The following is an 18,185-nucleotide window of genomic DNA, read 5'->3' as shown; positions in this document are numbered from 1 at the left end:
ATCGCGCTTTACCCCCGTCCCTTAGTGGCGATCGCCCCTTAGGGTGCTGTTTTTTGCTTAATCTCCTCCCTATCCAGCCGACAAAACCTTGACTTTTGGATAATTTTCGCGCCCATTTTTTCGTAAAACTGAATTGCTGGAGTATTATTTACTGCAACTATCCAATCGATTCTTCCACCCTCTATTTTTTGGGTAATTTGACATAAACGTTTTATCAGCGCTTCACCGATCCCAAGCCTGCGATATTCAGCTTTGATATATAAATCATCTAGCCAAATTCCTGGCTGAGCAAGAAAAGTGGAATATATCCGGTGATAAGTTGCAAATCCAATTGGATTCCCGTCAATCTCAGCTAACAAAACAAAGGCAAGTGGATTTTCACAAAATAAAGTATCTTCTAGTTTCTTCGGTGTAGCCTCTAGAAAGTCAAGACAGCCATCAAATTCAGCCTTAAGCCGAATTAGCTCCATAAAAGTAGAAATGTCGCTAGAATTGGCGTCTCGAATTAAGAACTGTTTGTGGTTCATAAGTTTTATCTTATTTAAATATCAAGAAATTTATTCAAATTCGCCTTGTGTCTTGGATTCTAAGACCTTAAATTGAACCCAATTCAACAGGGGTATTAAATATAAATAAACAGCGTAGGGAATAAATCCTGAATCAGTCATTAATATAGTTGCTGGTACTAGTCCGGCAATATTCCAAGGAATGAGAGGTGAAAGTACAACAGCTGTGTTTTCAATATCAGTTGCCAATTGATAACTATTTAGCTGTTGCTCATACTTTTCCTTTACAAGCTGGTGAGTCATGAGAATCGCAAGCGTTTGAGTGCAACCAAAAGCGGCGGATGCTAACCCAACTATAGTAGTTCCTAAAAATAAACTACTTCTGGAAGAAACTTTATTGATAATATTCTCCACAGTTGCTAATGTCTTTGTTCCAATGATTAGTCCTGATAGAGAAGTCGATAGGATGACGACTATCGAAACTTGAAGCATCGAAAAGATGCCTCCTCCTGTCAGAACTTCACTTAAGTCCATTCTTGGTTCTAAATGGAATCCAAACATAACGAAATTTATTAGTTTAACAAAAGAATAACTCTGAAAAAATATTCCTAAAACGAATCCAATCGAGATACTCACGAGTAATGTCAGTTTAACTTCTACTTTAAAAATACAAAGAGCTATCACGGCAAAGGCTGGAAGTAAAACCAGTGGGTTAATATTAAAAGAATTAGGAATTTCTGAAATAAAACGGCTATTTCTAACTTGAACTGGATTGCTGATTGAAAGGATTAAATAAATCAGGCTAGAAGCCATTAAAGGCAACCAAGCAGTTGATATCATAGCTATTATGTTTTTATGTAGCTTGGTTTTGGTAATGCTAGCAACAAGATTGGCACTAGAAGACATAGGAGAACATCTGTCTCCAAAATAAGCTCCTGCGATGATTGCTCCAGCAACTATGTGAGGATTAACATCCTCTCCTTTCACCATAATCATTAGGGCAACTCCTACAGTACTGACTGTGCCGAAGGAGGTGCCTAGTAGTACAGAAATAGAACTGGTGAGGACAAAGGCTGAAAGAATAAAATATTGAGGATTGATGAGTTGGGTTCCATAGTAAACCAAAGCAGGTATTGTTCCCGCAGCCATCCAAACCGCTGTCACTGCTGCAATTAATAATAAAATTAGGATGATTGGAAAAGCTTTTTGACTACTAGCAAAAGCCATTACAATTAAATCTCTGACTGGAAATCCTTGGAAAGCAAAAGTAATAAATAGGATGACCAGAGAAAGTAAAAGTGGATAGGCAACAAAGTATCCTTTAATAACGCTGCACAGCAAGATAATAAAGCAAAGAATTAGAGAAAATAATGAATTCATCTTTTAGTAATGAAATGCTTTATTCGCCGACATTAGACAGTGTAGCCATTACGAAATTGGAAAGCAAAGTATTCTTTAGATACCTTATATCGATAAAATCGATAGATAAAGGTCAAAGGCTTTTGCTTTTATCTAAATGTGGCTTTTCTTACCTAGATGAATGAAGTCAACGACAGTAAGTTAAAAATCTCTCAGTTACGGGCTTTCGTGGCTATTGCCAACCACGGTAACTTCAGTTCGGCTGCTCTAGAATTGGGGCTATCTCAATCAACTGTCAGTCATGCGATCGCCACACTTGAAGAAGAACTGGGAATTGTGTTGCTCTTTCGGGGTCGCTACGGTGCAATTTTGACGCCAATTGGAGAGCAGATGATTCAGGAAGCGCGTCAAGTTTTGCATTTATTAGAGGTGATTCGGGAAAAAGCCAACCAAGAGAAAGGATTACAGACGGGACAGGTTCGCGTTGCTTGTGTAAGGAGCATCGCAACTCACGTACTCCCAAAGGTCATCGCTCGTTTTCGCGAGAAATTGCCAACGATTAGCGTTGTGATGACCGAGTGCGATCGCTATGCAGAGGTAGAACAGGCACTGCGAGAAGGTCAGGCGGATGTTGGCTTCACGTTGCTGCCAAGTAGTACAGAATTTGAGACGTGGGAGCTATTTCGAGATGAATTTGTTGCGCTGCTACCGCCTGGGTCGATTGCTCCTGGTGTGTCACTCAGTTGGGAACAGTTAGCAAAGTATCCAATGATTGTGAATCTTCGTAGTCCTCAACATAACAAAACAGTCAGCGCTCATTTTTTACAATTTGGTCAAACTCTCAAGATTGACTACGAGCTGAGGGAAGATTCGACGATTCTCAGTATGGTCAAGCAAGGATTGGGGGCGACTGTGATGGCTCGACTTGCGGCTGAACCCATTTTAGAAGAGATAGAAGTGAGGAGTTTGCCAGTACCGCTAGAGCGAGTGATTGGGGTAGCGATTCTGGCAGACGCTTTATTGCCAAGAGCAGTTTTTGCTTTTCTGGACATCCTCAAAGTTGGTTAATGTATTCGCCATATTTCCGCTTCTGTTCCAAGTTTCACCTTGCTGCAGCGCGGTTGTTCTGCGTTTTGGAACCTGCTTATGTAAAATCTTAGTAATACCCTATATTCCGACCGATAAACAGGTGATTAATACCAGAAGGAATTTGGGGGGTCATGACAGTAGACCCATTTGAGAAGATTAGTGTCAAGATTTTTGTGGCGGGAGAAAAAAATGTGTAACATAAAACCCGCATCAAACCATTTGAAAGGAAAGCTATTATGGCAATTCCAAGGAAACAGGGTAAATCTACTATCGATTTTCGAGACAACCGACGCACCACAACTCGTATTACAGTTCGTATTCCCAAGGAGTGGCACGAACAACCAGTCATTTCACGGCTCATTTCCTATTGCGGCATCACAGTCGATATGGCTGCAGCCCAGCTCAATGGTCATGTGCCGCAACAAGGCTGTTTTGATTTGGAACTACGAGGAACTGTTTTCCAGATTGCCAGTGCCTTAACGTACCTGAATGAACTGAATTTAGAAATTTCGCACCGATTCATTACTGGAGAAGACGGTTGGTAAATAAGTCCTGACAAATGAGTAAGAGTGCTGAGTTAGCCAGCTACTCAGCACTCGGCAACAGCAGTCGCACCCCATTTGCACGCTTCTCGGGGGGATGCCCAAGGGCGCAGTGGCTCCTCATCTAGTAGGAACCAAAGCAGGCGAAAAGCTCGTCAGTACTCAGGAGTGTGCACTGTACTTATGCCATTTGATTTTCAATTGCCCACCGTGCTAGTTCAGTGCGATTGTGGAGATTGGTTTTGCCCAACATATTCGACACATGGCTTTCAACGGTGCGTTGGCTGACATTTAATTCTTCAGCTATTTCGCGATTAGCTAAACCCCGAGCCACAAATTGCACGACTTTGAGTTCCGTTGGGGTTAACTGCACATCGAAGGGAACTTGGATGCGGGAACCGTTTTCTCCTCCTTTTGCTTGATGTTCTTTCCAGCGAATGGTCTGCTTCAGAGAAGATTCTACTTGTGCTACCAATTCTTCTGGCTCAAAAGGCTTGACCATGTACACATCAGCACCTTTATTCAGACCTTTAACTCGGTCTGCGCTTTGTCCCTTCGCTGAAAGGAATAGAACGGGAATCCAGCTGGTGCGTTCGGTTTGCCGGACTTGTTCTACAAAAGTATACCCGTCCATTTCCGGCATCATCACATCGCAAATGATCATGTCTGGAATATCCTGCTCTAAAACTTCCAGTGCTTCTCGACCATTTTCGGCGGTGGTGACATCATAACCCCGGAATTCCAAATAATCCTTCACCAGCAAGATGAGGTTAGGGTCATCATCAATAAGTAGAAGTCGTTTGTGATCTTTCATGCTGGGTTCTTTCATAGCAGTGGCACTTATCGCGCTTGATCCATCAAGGTCTTGAATCGTCATCCTCTCTGGTGGATTAAGGAGGTGTGGTGCTTTTTCTCACTTAACTTGCCCTTGTTACATCAAGTCCCAAAAGTGGATATCACCTTCAAGAAATTCTGTACTAACGGCAAAACTCCAGTAAGGATACGTAGAGCAGTAGTATTCATAATGCGTTATTATATATCGCTTTGAAAGTTGCGGGTTAAAAAACACTGATAAAATAATAATTATTCAGGTTAACAAGTAAATGTTGGTCTCAAGATGTTCCCAAATTACAATTAACCCGCACTTTCATTTGTTTACTACTGTGCCATATCCTTGTTGGATGTTAAGCTTCTATAAGCTTTTCACGACAAACTTGGGAACTTTCTGGCAAAGGATGGGTTAAAAATGCATATTCTTCTACCACATTGTTGCCTAATAAGTGTTCTCGTATAATCCGAACAATTACTTCCGGGGTTGTTGGGCGATACCGCACAGCATCCGGGTAATCCTCTATTATCAGTCTAGAACAACAAACTTGCAAGCAGTTAGCTTTATTTCTAAAGAGGCAACTAGAATTGCTATCTTGTGGTAGGCGAAGATTGAGCTGTTTGAGGCGCTTTTTCAAGTATTTCCAAAATGGCAAACGAGTTTGTTTTGAGAAGCATTTAGAAACTGTCTGGACAGTACAGATGAAAAGGTCCGTTTGAATTTTTGACAGTCCTAAAGTTTCTAGAGAAATACTTAGGGCTTTCTTCGCTGGTCGTGTCGTGGTCTGTGGTAGCTGAAGGCAGGACTGGTTCACTGTAGTGTTACTCAATTCGCGGCTCCCTGATTACTGTTCTATATCAATATCCCAGCTTTGCAAACAAAGTTGCCCATATATCAATATTCGTCCTTTACGGAATAAAACCTGAAAGCTAGGAAAAGTTGAGTATTTATACTTAAGTAGGATAGCACGAGTAAAGTTCGGGAACCCGTACAAAAGAAAATGTTGCCATTGCACGCTAGGTTTCGCTAAATTAGCACTCAGGAGTCGAGAGTGCTAACAAGGTGAGAAATTGGTATGGCAGCTGTATCTCTAAGCGTTTCTACAGTTAAACCTCTGGGCGATCGCGTCTTCGTCAAAGTAAGCGCCGCTGAAGAAAAGACCGCAGGTGGTCTGTATTTGCCCGACAACGCAAAAGAAAAGCCCCAAGTGGGCGAGGTTGTCGCTGTGGGTGATGGCAAGTTCAAAGATGACGGTAGTCGTCAGCCACTGGATGTCAAAGTGGGAGAAAAAGTTCTCTACTCGAAGTACGCTGGTACCGACATCAAACTTGGAACCGACGAATACGTCCTGCTCTCAGAAAAAGACATTCTAGCAATCGTTTCATAGTCATGAGTCCTTTGTCATGAATTATTGGCAAAGGGCAAAGGACAACTTACAAATTCGTACTGTTCTTTTCAAAATTCTTTGACAATTATGGCAAAGCGCATTATCTACAACGAAAACGCACGTCGTGCCCTAGAGAAAGGCATGGATATTCTGGCTGAGGCTGTTGCTGTGACCCTCGGTCCCAAAGGTCGGAACGTAGTGCTAGAGAAAAAGTTTGGCGCACCACAAATCGTTAATGACGGTGTGACCATTGCTAAAGAAATTGAATTGGAAGACCACGTCGAAAACACTGGCGTTGCTCTGATCCGTCAAGCGGCTTCCAAAACCAACGATGCTGCAGGTGATGGCACCACAACTGCGACCGTTTTGGCTCATGCAATCGTAAAAGAAGGCTTGCGGAACGTTGCAGCAGGTGCGAATGCCATTTTGCTAAAGCGTGGTATTGATAAGGGTACCAACTTCTTAGTAGAAAAAATCAAAGAACACGCTCGTCCTGTAGAAGATTCCAAAGCGATCGCACAAGTTGGTTCAATCTCTGCTGGTAACGACGAAGAAGTCGGTCAGATGATTGCCGAAGCAATGGATAAGGTGGGCAAAGAAGGCGTGATTTCCTTGGAAGAAGGGAAGTCCATGACCACCGAATTGGAAATCACCGAAGGGATGCGCTTTGACAAAGGCTACATCTCTCCCTATTTTGCAACTGATCCCGAGCGGATGGAAGCAGTTTTCGATGAACCTTTCATCCTGCTGACCGATAAGAAAATCGCTCTGGTACAAGACCTCGTACCCGTCCTTGAGCAAGTTGCACGTGCTGGTCGTCCTTTGGTGATTATCGCCGAAGATATCGAGAAAGAAGCTTTGGCAACCCTGGTCGTCAACCGCCTACGCGGTGTGCTGAACGTGGCTGCTGTCAAGGCTCCTGGTTTTGGCGATCGCCGCAAAGCATTGCTGGAAGACATCGGTATCCTCACTGGTGGTCAAGTGATCACCGAAGATGCTGGTTTGAAGCTGGAAAGCACCAAGCTGGATGCGCTAGGTAAGGCTCGCCGCATCACGATCACCAAAGATAACACCACCATTGTTGCCGAAGGTAACGAAGCTGCTGTTAAGGCTCGTGTTGAGCAAATTCGTCGTCAAATCGATGAAACCGAATCTTCCTACGACAAAGAGAAGCTGCAAGAGCGTCTGGCTAAGCTAGCTGGTGGTGTGGCTGTCGTTAAGGTAGGCGCGGCGACCGAAACGGAAATGAAGGACAAGAAGCTGCGCTTGGAAGACGCCATCAACGCAACCAAGGCTGCTGTGGAAGAAGGTATCGTTCCTGGCGGTGGTACAACTCTGGCTCACCTCGCTCCTGGGCTAGAAGAGTGGGCAAATAGCAATCTCAAAGGTGAAGAGTTGACTGGTGCGTTGATTGTCTCTCGCGCCTTGGCTGCTCCTCTCAAGAGAATTGCTGAAAACGCTGGTCAGAATGGCGCTGTCATTGCTGAGCGCGTGAAGGAAAAAGAATTCAACATTGGCTACGATGCTGCCAAGAACGAGTTCGTTGATCTCTTTGAGGCTGGTATTGTTGACCCAGCTAAAGTGACACGTTCTGCTCTGCAAAACGCTGCATCTATCGCTGGTATGGTCTTGACCACCGAGTGTATCGTGGTTGACAAGCCTGAGCCAAAGGATAACGCTCCTGCTGGTGCTGGCGCTGGTATGGGCGGCGGCGACTTCGATTACTAAGATTTTTGTAGGGTGGGTTTTGCCCACCTTTGATAAAACAGCTGCTTCCTTTGTGGAGGCGGCTGTTTTTTTGTTTGAAACGAACTTTTTATAGCGGTTCTTACTTGAGTACAATACAAATTTTGTGGGGACGCATTAATCTACACAAAACGCGCAACCCGACAACAAATCGAGCGGCATTTTTCGTGAAAGCTTGACAATTTTTTCTAAGAAACCGCTCGATTTGGGGCACTTCACGAGTAATCGTGGAGCGTAGAACGAGTAACCGTAAAAGGGTTGCGCGTTTTGTGCAGGTTTTTTCCACGGGGATGATGAACGGGCGATCGCCATTCTTAAGCGTTGTCACGAAGCAATGCCAGAACACGGCAAGCTATTGATTGTAGAGCAAGTCATTCCACCCGGTAATCAGCCTTTTTTTGCCAAGTTGATTGACCTACATATGTTGGTATTATGTCCGGGTGGGTGCGAACGCACGGAACAAGAGTATCGCACCCTAATGGAAAAGGCAGGATTTCAGCTCATTAGAATTGTTCCCACTGCATCTGCTGTGAGTGTGATACAAGGTGTGCCAGTTTAAAGATTTTCGGATACAGGGAAGTGTACTGCGTTAAGTACAACTTCCCCTGCTTGTATCTTGATCTCATTTTTGAAAGCCCTTGGCTGACTGCTTTTGACTTTTCTCTTTGGGCTTAGATTTGTGAACTTCTACCACAGCTTCTTGAAATAAATTGTTTAGATGTATTGGGACGCTGGCAATTTCTGGTAATTCTGGCTCTATCGGTTTGTTGTATTCTTGTAATAGAGCATCCAAGTCAGTTTGAAGCTGAAATTCTGGACGTTGAAGAAATGTTTGCAGCACTTTTTGTAATTGTGTTGGATACTGTTGAGCTAACCGATGCCAAATGAAGGCATTAATACTTTTATCTTGTAAATAGAAACGAATGAGTTTTTCAGCACCTTCTACACTTTGCCAATCTTCTGCTTCTAAAATTGCCTTCATCTTAAAGTAGGTTGGGAGAAACATCTGTCCCCAACGCGGGTGGGATATAGCTGTCAACTGTTCTGCTTTTTTAAGTTCAGCAGGCAAATCAACTTTTGGCGTTACCATTTTGCTGGTACCGTTTTTGTTGTCAAACATTTGCGAAACGGCTTGAGAGTCGGTACCAAATTCTTCTGCAACTGCTTTGATTTCTTCTTCTCCAATACCAGCTTCTTGTGCTACTTCTTCCAGAGATTTTGAGGGATCAATGCCTGCTTCTTCCAAGCGTTTTTTCGTTAATATTTCTTGGAATTCGGCAATCTTTTTGTTTAGTTGATATCCTGGCATTGTGACTTCATCAGCGCCAAAAAAGTCTAGAAACTGCTGATGATAAACTTCTACAGACTGCCAAGCTTCCTCTAGCAACTCAGGCGCATCTCCATAAAGATGTTCTTTATAATTCTCTTTAAAATTACCAATAGCTACTGCGAGTTTTGGTTTGCCCAATTTACCCATTTGCGTGTAAGGACCAGAGAACGTCCAGTAGCTATCAGTTACAGGAGAAATGCGAGTCAGTAAAATTTCTCCCTCTTTCAGCCGAGACATTTCCTGTAGTTTTTGGGCATTGTCCGGCTTGACAGTGTAGTGTTTATCTGTTAGCCAGTTCCTAAACTCAAAGCCATCAGGTAGAATTTTTGTAATAGCAAATAAGCCAATAAAAGTGCGATGCCAACTTTTGATCAGTTTGCGATCGCTCTCCGACAACTCTTGGTGGCTTTGAATAAACAAATCCAATGGTGAGTCGTCACCGACTCGCCCTTCTGTAATAAATGAGTCAATAATCAGTTCTTGTTGAAAATTATCACCGCTTCCACGACGGGACTTCACAGCAGCATAGGTTTCCAGTGCTTGTGCGAGTTCGTCTTCAGCGTCATAGACAAAATCAGTGAGGTCTTGCTTGAGTTGGTGCGATCGCTCTAAAATTGCATCCACAAGTTAATTTCTCGGATTCGACAGTTGTAGGTTAGAGGTTTCGAGAGAATTTTGGCATCTGGCTATTGCAGGATATGTGGAGATGCTTATCCGTTATTTCCTGATGAATGTTTGGTTGACAGACAACCAGGCAGGTAGGATATAATTTGTACCCTTTTACAAGAACGCGATCGCTATGGGCATGACCCTTGTAGAAAAAATTTTGGCAAAAGCCTCCGGTCGATCAGTCGTCGAACCGGGGGAAAATATCTGGGTTAATGTTGATGTTTTAATGACACACGATGTTTGTGGACCGGGAACCATCGGCGTTTTCAAACGCGAGTTTGGTGCTGATGCCAAAGTCTGGGACTCCGAAAAAATCGTGTTAATTCCCGACCATTATATTTTCACCGCCGACGAACGAGCTAACCGCAACGTTGATATTTTACGTGATTTTGCTAAAGAACAAAGTATAAAATACTTTTACGACATTACTGACCGTGCCAACTTTAAGGCAAACCCAGACTACAAAGGCGTTTGCCATGTCGCCTTAGCCCAAGAAGGTCACACCCGCCCAGGTGAAGTCTTATTTGGTACCGACTCCCACACTTGTAACGCTGGTGCTTTTGGTCAATTTGCCACAGGTATCGGCAACACAGACGCTGGCTTCATCATGGGAACTGGCAAACTGTTAATCAAAGTTCCCGCCACCATGCGCTTTGTATTGGATGGCGAAATGCCTCCTTACTTGTTAGCGAAAGACCTGATTTTGCAAATAATCGGCGATATCAGCGTTGCTGGGGCAACCTATCGGACGATGGAATTTAGTGGCGAAGCCGTCGAACAAATGACGATGGAAGAACGGATGACCTTGTGCAACATGGTGATTGAAGCTGGCGGCAAGAATGGTACCATTGCTCCCGATGAAACCACATTTGAATATTTAAGAGGACGTACCAACAAACCTTTTGAGTCAGTATACACAGACTCTGATGCCAAATTCTACAGTCAGCATCGCTATGATGTCTCCAAACTAGAACCAGTCGTTGCCAAACCCCACTCCCCCGATAACCGCGCTTTGGCACGCGAATGCAGCGATGTCAAGATTAACCGAGTTTATATCGGTTCCTGCACGGGCGGCAAAACAGAGGACTTTTTCCATGCAGCACAAGTTCTCAAAGGTCACAAGGTGAAGGTTCCCACCTACATAGTACCCGCCACTCAAAAAGTCTACGAAGACCTGTTTACATTGAAGTACGAAGAGCAAACCCTCTCGGAAATTTTCTTAGATGCTGGTTGCATTGAACCGGCTGCGCCTTCCTGCGCCGCTTGCTTGGGTGGTCCCAAAGACACCTTTGGGCGGATGAATGAGCCAGAAATTTGCGTTTCTACCACCAACCGCAACTTCCCTGGACGTATGGGGCATAAAGAAGCTGGAGTTTATCTTGCTTCGCCCTACACCGCCGCAGCTTCTGCAGTCACTGGGTATGTGACAGATCCGCGTGAGTTTTTGAGTTAATTAGAAATGAAACCACAGATGTAGGCTTACGCCTACATCTGTGGTTAAAAATCTAAAATCTAAAATCCAAATTTGCCCAGATGATTATTCTTGTAATGGGTGTCTCTGGTTCTGGAAAGTCCACCATCGGGCAACTGTTGGCGGACTCTTTACACTGCGAGTTTGCTGATGCTGATGCTTTCCACTCGCCAGAGAATATAGAGAAGATGCGGCATGGTATCCCCCTAAATGATTTAGATAGGATGCCTTGGCTGCTTGCTTTACAACAGGCAATACAACAGTGGTTGCAAGAGAATAAAAATGTGGTGCTGGCGTGTTCTGCACTAAAAGCCAGCTATCGCGAAGTTTTGGTATTGGATGAGGAACGCGTCAAGCTGGTTTACCTTAAGGGATCATTTCAGTTAATTCAAAAGCGCCTGCATATGCGTCAGGATCACTTTATGTCCGAAGAACTCCTCAAAAGTCAGTTTAATACCCTTGAGGAGCCATCTGGTGCAATTACTGTGGATATTTCCGATCCACAAGAGGTGATTGTGCAGAAGATTAGAGTGAGTTTGGGGGTTTAGGCGAGTTGATGGGAGAAGTTTCATAACGGCTATGCTGAGATAGTGGCAAAATAGAAGATTTTTGATAATAATTGCTTAAGGCGTAACCGTTATAGTCCTCTTCTTTACCCAAAACCTGGGCTAATGCTCGCAAATTTAGCCGCTTGAGTAATTCAATAGTTATTGGTCGCTTATCACTCCAAAAAATCATTGATTCTAAAAACTCTTTGGCTGGCTGCGAATTTAGCAAAGCAGCAATAAAAGATGCCTCAGATTTAGATCCGCATGATAAAAAGTAAATTGTATCGTCAAAGACAACAGGTTGTCCGTCAATCGGATCTACTTGCACAAAGTTAAGAGTTTTGTAAAAACCTGATATAGCGACTTTCCAAGGTGCAAAAGTATATTCCCCGACGCCAAATATAGAAAATTCTGGACGATTCCGATAAATAGAACTGCTACGCTTTGACAAATACTCTCGATAATTCTGAAGATAGCCCCATATCTTGGGAGCATCAAACTTTAAGTGTGTTGTATCCTCGCCAATATACCGTTGAGTAACAAGAACATATTTTCTACAAGTAGATGTACGACTATTTCCAACATCGGAACTTTTCAAAAGTGGGTAAACCCAATCTCGTTCAAGAGAAAAAACATTACCATATCCGTTACGGAATTTATCACCTTCTTGTTCTAATTCCATAACATTGGAACAGTCATGTTTCAAGCCTGAACGCCAAATATAAACTGAGTTAGTTTCTCGTAAATGAGACCAACGCTTATAATCTATGACATTGGAAACGAGTGTATTATCTTGGTACCCAATAACGTGTGATGGCTTTTGAGCAGACAAATCCTCGAAAATCTCGCAAGTATTTGATAAACTCCCATCTCCAATCAACAAAACAAAAAAACAGGCATCTACAGATGCATTAAAGTTTTTAAGCGTATCTATTCTATAAATTTGAGCACGGATAACTTTTTGCTTATACTGCCAAACATGAGTGAGAATTTTTCTGGCAACAGAAGTCTTACATAACATTGCAATTATGCCAGTCCGTTCTTTCAGCCACTCTAAATGCTTTAGCAGCATCCATTCGGAAATATCAAAATTACTTTTGCCCGTTAACGCATCATATCCGCTTTTTCCTTGAAAATTCGATTTTTGCGGTAAGTTAGAACTTTTTAATAAGCCTAGCTCGGAACTTGTCACCCAAGGAGGATTACCAATAATTAGTAATGGTTCGGCTAAGGTGTTAATAATATGTGACCAATTGAAATTAAAAAAATCACCGTTAATAATCTCTATTTGTGCAGAATACTTTTCGGCTGTAACCCTTTCTTTGAGGTAACTTAAATGTTCTGTACTAATATCAACACCGAGAAATTTATTGACCTGTGAAAATACTTGACAAGCAGCCAATAAAAAGGCTCCACGACCACAAGTAGGCTCTAAAACAGACCTTGGTGCCACACCTAACCTATTAAGGACATTCGTCGCCTCTAAGGCTAGAGTTACTGGTGTCTGAAAATCCCCAAATTCACATAAAATCTTACTTTTGTGTCGTACCATTTCAGTTCATCGCACTCTAATAATACCGCTTACCTCGCCAGCTTGCTGTATAATACGACTATATTGAAGTCGCCATTGTAGAGCATTTGAGATTGTTAAATAACCCTGCTCACGTGGATTATTAAGTATCTCCTCAGCAATGTTATTTGCTTCAATTTCATCAACTGGTAGGTTGCGATCCATCATGAAGGCAGCAAGGTCGTAGCACGGTTAAAAAAGCCGTCCTAGAAGGACGGGGCTTCAGACCCAGTTATTCGGTGAGCTCCCGCTGCACCACTGGCATCTTGTCGAACTTGGGCAGATCCGGGTTCATGTGATCCCACGGTTGGGCACTAGCTGTGTAAAAGTCCATCGTAGGTCGAAACCAACTTGGGTCATCGAGACTCCCTGCCAAAATGCCCATAAGCTCAGGAATTGGGGGCTTGCTAAATAATCGGGAACCGCAGTTTGGGCAAAAACCTCGACCAACAATGCTTCCGCTATCACCAATCACGTCATAGTATTTCACATCTCCGGTGATGGTGACTGCACTTTGCGGCACGAGAAGCCCGGAGGCATACGCAGTTCCTGTCGCCCGTTGACAATCGCGACAGTGGCAATTTCCCATCGCAATGGGTTCGGCTGAACATTCGTAGCGGACAGATCCGCACAGGCAACCGCCAGTAAATTTTATCGTCATAAGAATGTCTCTCCTTGGAACTTCTAAGTTTTGTGACTTCTAGGACGCGGGTGCAGCCAGCATACTTTGCTCACTAAGCAATATCTGACACTTGTGGTACGTCCTGATTTCCAAAGTAGCGATCGCACTCTTATTTGGTCTTACAAGTTTTTGCTTTTTTTACACGTTTGTGCTACTTTGCTCGAACGACCTTAGGCGTGACTCCAAGCAGGCGCTTAAAATGACTGGTTAAATGTCCCTGATTGGCAAAGCCGACTTTATAAGTGATATCGGCGATTGACAAGTCACCTTTGAGCAGGAGTTCACGAGCACGCTCGACCCGGCATTTAATGACAAACTGATGGGGTGAGTATCCGGTTGATTGTTTGAATAATCGAGAGAAGTGCGACAGACTCATCTGAGCCAAGTCAGCCAATTCAGTCAAGCCAATATTACACTCAAGGTTGGCATGGATGTAATCAATGACCTGTTGTAATTTGTACTTAGGCAAGCCACTTGTTGTAATTTGCTCCTTTTGTTTGCCTTGGGCGTAATGGTGGAAAAGATGGGTGGCAAGAAACGTCGCGGCAGATTCTGCATATAAGCGGCTAGAATGCGGATTCTGTTCTAGTTCAGCTTTTAGCGCCAGCCCAATTTGATAAATGAGCGGGTCAAACGTCGGAAATTGAGGATGCAGTTCAAGACTACTTAGGTCAATCGATTCAGAGAGAGTGCGCTCAAGAAAGCCGAAATTCAAACCTAAGGTAATGCCTTTGCTTTTGTGGTTGTCTGATTGCCAATAAGCTGTGCCCCGTGGAATGATGAGACTATGACCCGTGACAAGGGAGCTTTTTTGCAAGCGTCCATTAATTCGCGCTTCAACAACGTACCCAGAGGGCATATCTGTATAAATGTCAACACCCCGACCTAAAGGTACGGGGCTTAAGCGCCTCTTCCCTTTAGGAATAGTTGACCCGACTCAGTACCTTCGCGTACTCCGTTACTGGCAAGGTTTCAGAACCTACCGTAGAATGCGCTCTGGCCAGTTCTACGCTCTAGAACTAAAAGATTAAACAGGTTTAGCGGGTTAAGCCAGTGTCTTTTAGAAGTACCGACCAGTAACTTTGTCTAGGCTCACATTACTCTCGAAAGAGAAGGCTCTACGGAGCAAAAACCGTTATGCGTACAGGGTAAAAGATATCAGTTCATAATTGCCTGAGCGAAAGTAGATTGCAAAACTACACGGTATTGAGTAGCCCCAAGGCGGTAATGGTTCACAAATATTCTAAAAGCAAAATAAAAAGCCGTCCTAGAAGGACGGGGTTTCTACCCAGGTTTTTGATGAATCGCATTCTCTGGAAAGATAATCTCCTCTGGCAATGCACTTGCGCTCCTGCTTTGAGTGAACTGGAAGCGGATGCCGTTCCAAAGCGAATCGTCGTTGGAGAGTAGAGATTGACGATTAAAGCTTTTTAAGATTGCCTTTTCTACAGCGCAGTATTGATGTTCTGTTTTTGACATGACTCTCACCTTTTTGGCTCGGCTAATGAGAACATTGGCAGACAGCAACGACAAATCCGACCAGAACCACCACACTCAATTTCCATTTTTGGGAACACTACTTAAATTTACTTAACTTGGAGCCTTAACTGAACTATATTGTTACCAGATAATTTAAGCAATTTTGCTGGGCAAAAGGTGGTGAAGGTTTTCTTCCCGCCTTCTTGTTGTACTGTCTAGTTTTACCTAAAGTTTATAACCACGGTGCCGCACCAAGCGCAAGCTCAACATGCGTTTCAACTCGTGTATTCGTTGCAGGGCCAACAGAGCCAATTTATGGTTCAGTCGATAAAACCAGCTAGCCGTCCTTATAAAGCAGAAAAAGTTTTGCGTTTGTCTAGTAAGATTAAGCTGTTTGGAATTCAGGGTAGTCCTAAATAACTTCGCATCAATCCCAGTTCCTTTTCTGAAAGCATCTATTAACTAGCCTTATACATTTAGGATGACCGATTCTAGACATCTAGGTTGGACAACACTGAGATTATTGAGTTGAGGAGATAGAAATAAAACTTATGTCACTTATCAATGGTACTGTGCTAGACGACACCCTCGTTGGGACTTCTGGTGCTGATAGTATTTTCCGCTCGAATGGCAATAACTTGCTTGATGGTCTAGGGGGTAATGTAAGTTATAAGTTTACGAAGATTGCTGACACCAGTGGTCCGTTTAAATCTTTCACGAATTATCCTAGACCTGCAATTAACAATACGGGAACAGTTGCCTTTGCTGCTGAATTAGATGCAGGAGGTAACGGTATCTTCATTGGTAACGGTAAAGCAACGACCACTATTGCTGACACCAACGGTCCTTTTTCTTTCATCTACAGCGATTTTTCCTTCAACAACCAAGGAACGGTGGCTTTTGCTGCTGATGTAGACGAGGGTGGCAGCGGCATCTTTGTTGGTAACGGTGGGGCGACTTCTACCATCGCTGACACGAGCGGCTCCTTTTCGTCTGTATTTTCTCCTTCTATCAACGATAAGGGAACGGTAGCTTTTCAGGCTCTTCTAGATACATCGGGCGAAAGCGTTTTCACTGGTAATGGTGGAGCGCTCACTCCTATTGTTGAGACCAGCGACAACTTTGTTAGGTTCTCTAGTTCTGACATTAATGCGGAAGGAACAGTACTCTATAGAACATTACAACCTTCCAAGGGTACGGACAGTATATCTATCAATAGCAACGGGGTAGTTACTACCGTTGTTGATAATAGTGGACCTTTCAGCAGTTTCGGCACTCTCTCCTTAGATAACCCTTCGCTCAACGATGCAGGAACAGTAGCCTTTGGTGGAAGCTTAGATGGAGGAGGTAGTGGCATCTTCACCAAAAACGATGGCGTGATTTCAACGATTGCTGATACCAGTGGTCCGTTTGCTCGTTTTAACTTCAATCCTTCTATTAATAATAGTGGAGATGTCGCTTTTCTCGCTTCCCTAGACGCCGATACCCGTGGTGAAGGCATCTACACTGGATCAGATCCGATAGCTGATAAGGTTATTGCCACCGGCGATTCTCTGTTTGGTTCGACGGTGACAAACCTTGAGTTTTTTGGAGAAGGACTCAATGATGTCGGTCAAATCGCTTTCTACGCTAGTTTGGCGAATGGCACTACAGGCATCTTTGTTGCTAATCAAGTCATCTGAGCTAGTGCTTCCAGGCAAAGTTAACTGACCGAAAATTCCAAAACCTCTGACTTTATTGGGTAAGGAGGCACACATCGCCGTGTCCCCCTCCCCTTACCTAACTCCGCGAGAACGCTCCCGCCATAATCTTTACCTGTACTTGCGCTACTCCCTAAACTTGATGCGAAGCCAGAAAAGCTTCCACTTCATCTGCTGTCGGTTGGGAGGCGATCGCCCCTGGTTTCATAGTCGTTAATGCCCCCGATCCACTTGCATATGTGACGATTCTTCTCACTATCTCTGGATTGTTTAAGCTGTGAATACCATGAGTGAGGATTTGGTGGATGAACCCAGCCACAAAGCTGTCCCCCGCACCTGTTGTATCAACGACGGGGATGGAAAAAGCAGGTATTTTGCCTTCGTTTTCACCCAGGCAATAGGCGCAACCGTTTTCCCCATCTGTCACCAGCACGCCTTCTACAGAATCAAGGCGGTAAGTAATTGCCCCAGGATCTGCGGTATCAAATAGCCATTCTGCTTCTTCTTTTGAAAGTTTGAGAAAATCTACTTGCTTAAATAATTCTTGAATTTTTTGGGGAGCGATGTCAGGATTTGTCCAAAATACCGGACGCCAGTTGACATCCAATAAAATTTTGATATCGTACTGTTCTGCTAACTCAAGCGCACGGTGGACTGCTTGCCCACTTTCAGGATAAGCGAGTTCCAAAGTACCCAAAACCAGAAAATCTGCTGCTTCAAATAACTTCAGAGGTAATTTATCAGCTTTGAGGCGCGTATCTGCAAATTCTGTGGTGTCATGGTCTTTAAACCCGGCAAAAGTGCGATCGCCTGAGAGCGATCGCACAACATTCACTTGCCGCGTTGGTGCTGTGGGATGGCGCTGTACTCCTGTTGTATCCACACCAACTTTTTGTAATAGCTCTACCAGTTCATTACCTGGTGCATCCTCACCCACGGCTCCGATAAATGCTGCTGGTGTCCCCAGCTTCACCAAAGCACAAGCTACGTTCGCTGGTGCTCCCCCAGGGTAGGCAGTCCATGACTCAACTTCTTCTAGCTTTCGCCCCAGTTGATCGGCTAAACGGTCAAACAAAACTTCACCCAGGCACAAAACATGGGGATTGCTCATAAAACCTCGCGGGATGTTTGGAAACTCAGAGGCTTTAGCCCTGAGAGGAAAAACGACACGAGGGACTGCGCGTCCCCGTGAAAGGGGCTAGTTTTTGATTGGATATAATCCCAAGGAACTAGCAAACCTGTTTAAGTGAGGCAAATCTGAAGACGGGTTTCCCGTCG

General features: G+C 43.9%; 17 protein-coding genes and 2 pseudogenes. 8 read left to right on the top strand and 11 right to left on the bottom strand.

The features are described 5' to 3' along the window. Positions 1-38: 38 nt before the first annotated feature. On the bottom strand, positions 39-527 hold the full coding sequence (locus AACT52_RS27080; RefSeq protein WP_073627578.1) for a GNAT family N-acetyltransferase: 489 nt from the start codon (positions 525-527) through the stop codon (positions 39-41). A 30-nt stretch (positions 528-557) separates the two neighbouring features. After that, on the bottom strand, positions 558-1,886 hold the full coding sequence (locus tag AACT52_RS27075) for a Na+/H+ antiporter NhaC family protein (RefSeq protein WP_073627576.1): 1,329 nt from the start codon (positions 1,884-1,886) through the stop codon (positions 558-560). A 156-nt stretch (positions 1,887-2,042) separates the two neighbouring features. Here AACT52_RS27075 and AACT52_RS27070 point away from each other — a divergent pair, with 156 nt between their 5' ends. Then, on the top strand, positions 2,043-2,933 hold the full coding sequence (locus tag AACT52_RS27070) for a LysR family transcriptional regulator (protein WP_073627574.1): 891 nt from the start codon (positions 2,043-2,045) through the stop codon (positions 2,931-2,933). Positions 2,934-3,190: 257 nt separating this feature from the next. Beyond that, positions 3,191-3,499, top strand: a complete 309-nt coding sequence (locus tag AACT52_RS27065; RefSeq protein ID WP_073627572.1) for an NIL domain-containing protein — start codon at positions 3,191-3,193, stop codon at positions 3,497-3,499. 178 nt (positions 3,500-3,677) lie between these two features. On the opposite strand, the gene AACT52_RS27060 is transcribed toward AACT52_RS27065, so the two are convergent. Next, entirely contained in the window at positions 3,678-4,325 is a 648-nt protein-coding gene (locus AACT52_RS27060; RefSeq protein WP_073627770.1) for a response regulator transcription factor, read from the bottom strand. 355 nt (positions 4,326-4,680) lie between these two features. Then, on the bottom strand, positions 4,681-5,139 hold the full coding sequence (locus AACT52_RS27055) for a (2Fe-2S) ferredoxin domain-containing protein (RefSeq protein ID WP_073627570.1): 459 nt from the start codon (positions 5,137-5,139) through the stop codon (positions 4,681-4,683). Between the two features lie 261 nt (positions 5,140-5,400). Between AACT52_RS27055 and groES the strand changes: the two genes are divergently transcribed. The 3 genes and pseudogenes from groES to AACT52_RS27040 all read left to right on the top strand — a co-directional run. Next, positions 5,401-5,712, top strand: coding sequence for a co-chaperone GroES (groES, locus tag AACT52_RS27050; RefSeq protein WP_073627568.1), 312 nt, complete (start codon positions 5,401-5,403; stop codon positions 5,710-5,712). A gap of 87 nt (positions 5,713-5,799) precedes the next feature. Further along, a complete protein-coding gene (gene groL / locus AACT52_RS27045) occupies positions 5,800-7,440 on the top strand; it encodes a chaperonin GroEL (RefSeq protein WP_073627768.1) in 1,641 nt (546 codons plus the stop codon). A gap of 319 nt (positions 7,441-7,759) precedes the next feature. Then, positions 7,760-8,017 (top strand): annotated as a pseudogene (locus AACT52_RS27040) (methyltransferase); the annotation flags it as partial. Positions 8,018-8,080: 63 nt separating this feature from the next. Here AACT52_RS27040 and AACT52_RS27035 read toward each other — a convergent pair. Beyond that, positions 8,081-9,412, bottom strand: a complete 1,332-nt coding sequence (locus tag AACT52_RS27035; protein WP_073627564.1) for a hypothetical protein — start codon at positions 9,410-9,412, stop codon at positions 8,081-8,083. A gap of 175 nt (positions 9,413-9,587) precedes the next feature. Between AACT52_RS27035 and AACT52_RS27030 the strand changes: the two genes are divergently transcribed. Both AACT52_RS27030 and AACT52_RS27025 read left to right on the top strand, forming a co-directional pair. Continuing rightward, positions 9,588-10,910, top strand: coding sequence for a 3-isopropylmalate dehydratase large subunit (locus AACT52_RS27030; RefSeq protein ID WP_073627562.1), 1,323 nt, complete (start codon positions 9,588-9,590; stop codon positions 10,908-10,910). Positions 10,911-10,990: 80 nt separating this feature from the next. After that, on the top strand, positions 10,991-11,476 hold the full coding sequence (locus AACT52_RS27025) for a gluconokinase (RefSeq protein ID WP_073627560.1): 486 nt from the start codon (positions 10,991-10,993) through the stop codon (positions 11,474-11,476). Here AACT52_RS27025 and AACT52_RS27020 read toward each other — a convergent pair. The 5 genes and pseudogenes from AACT52_RS27020 to AACT52_RS27000 form a co-directional block, all read right to left on the bottom strand. Next, entirely contained in the window at positions 11,454-12,929 is a 1,476-nt protein-coding gene (locus AACT52_RS27020; RefSeq protein WP_233153792.1) for an SAM-dependent methyltransferase, read from the bottom strand. The genes AACT52_RS27025 and AACT52_RS27020 overlap by 23 nt on opposite strands. A 105-nt stretch (positions 12,930-13,034) precedes the next feature. Beyond that, positions 13,035-13,229, bottom strand: a pseudogene (locus AACT52_RS27015) (restriction endonuclease); the annotation flags it as partial. Positions 13,230-13,278: 49 nt separating this feature from the next. Then, the gene (locus AACT52_RS27010; protein WP_073627556.1) at positions 13,279-13,707 is read right to left on the bottom strand and encodes a GFA family protein; all 429 of its coding nucleotides are present in this window, start codon (positions 13,705-13,707) and stop codon (positions 13,279-13,281) included. A gap of 172 nt (positions 13,708-13,879) precedes the next feature. Next, positions 13,880-14,587, bottom strand: coding sequence for an AraC family transcriptional regulator (locus tag AACT52_RS27005; protein ID WP_073627554.1), 708 nt, complete (start codon positions 14,585-14,587; stop codon positions 13,880-13,882). 425 nt (positions 14,588-15,012) lie between these two features. Continuing rightward, positions 15,013-15,207, bottom strand: coding sequence for a hypothetical protein (locus AACT52_RS27000; RefSeq protein ID WP_073627552.1), 195 nt, complete (start codon positions 15,205-15,207; stop codon positions 15,013-15,015). Between the two features lie 551 nt (positions 15,208-15,758). Between AACT52_RS27000 and AACT52_RS26995 the strand changes: the two genes are divergently transcribed. After that, positions 15,759-16,889: a DUF7453 family protein gene (locus tag AACT52_RS26995; RefSeq protein WP_073627550.1), complete on the top strand. Its 1,131-nt coding sequence runs from the start codon at positions 15,759-15,761 to the stop codon at positions 16,887-16,889. Between the two features lie 151 nt (positions 16,890-17,040). Here AACT52_RS26995 and AACT52_RS26990 read toward each other — a convergent pair whose 3' ends face one another. Continuing rightward, positions 17,041-18,018, bottom strand: coding sequence for a carbohydrate kinase family protein (locus AACT52_RS26990; protein ID WP_073627548.1), 978 nt, complete (start codon positions 18,016-18,018; stop codon positions 17,041-17,043). Positions 18,019-18,185: the final 167 nt, after the last annotated feature.

This window comes from Scytonema sp. HK-05 (assembly GCF_963872035.1).
GTDB lineage: Bacteria > Cyanobacteriota > Cyanobacteriia > Cyanobacteriales > Nostocaceae > Kalymmatonema.
The sequence above is the reverse complement of the archived record's forward strand: the minus strand, read 5'-3'. Positions and strand labels throughout refer to the sequence as shown.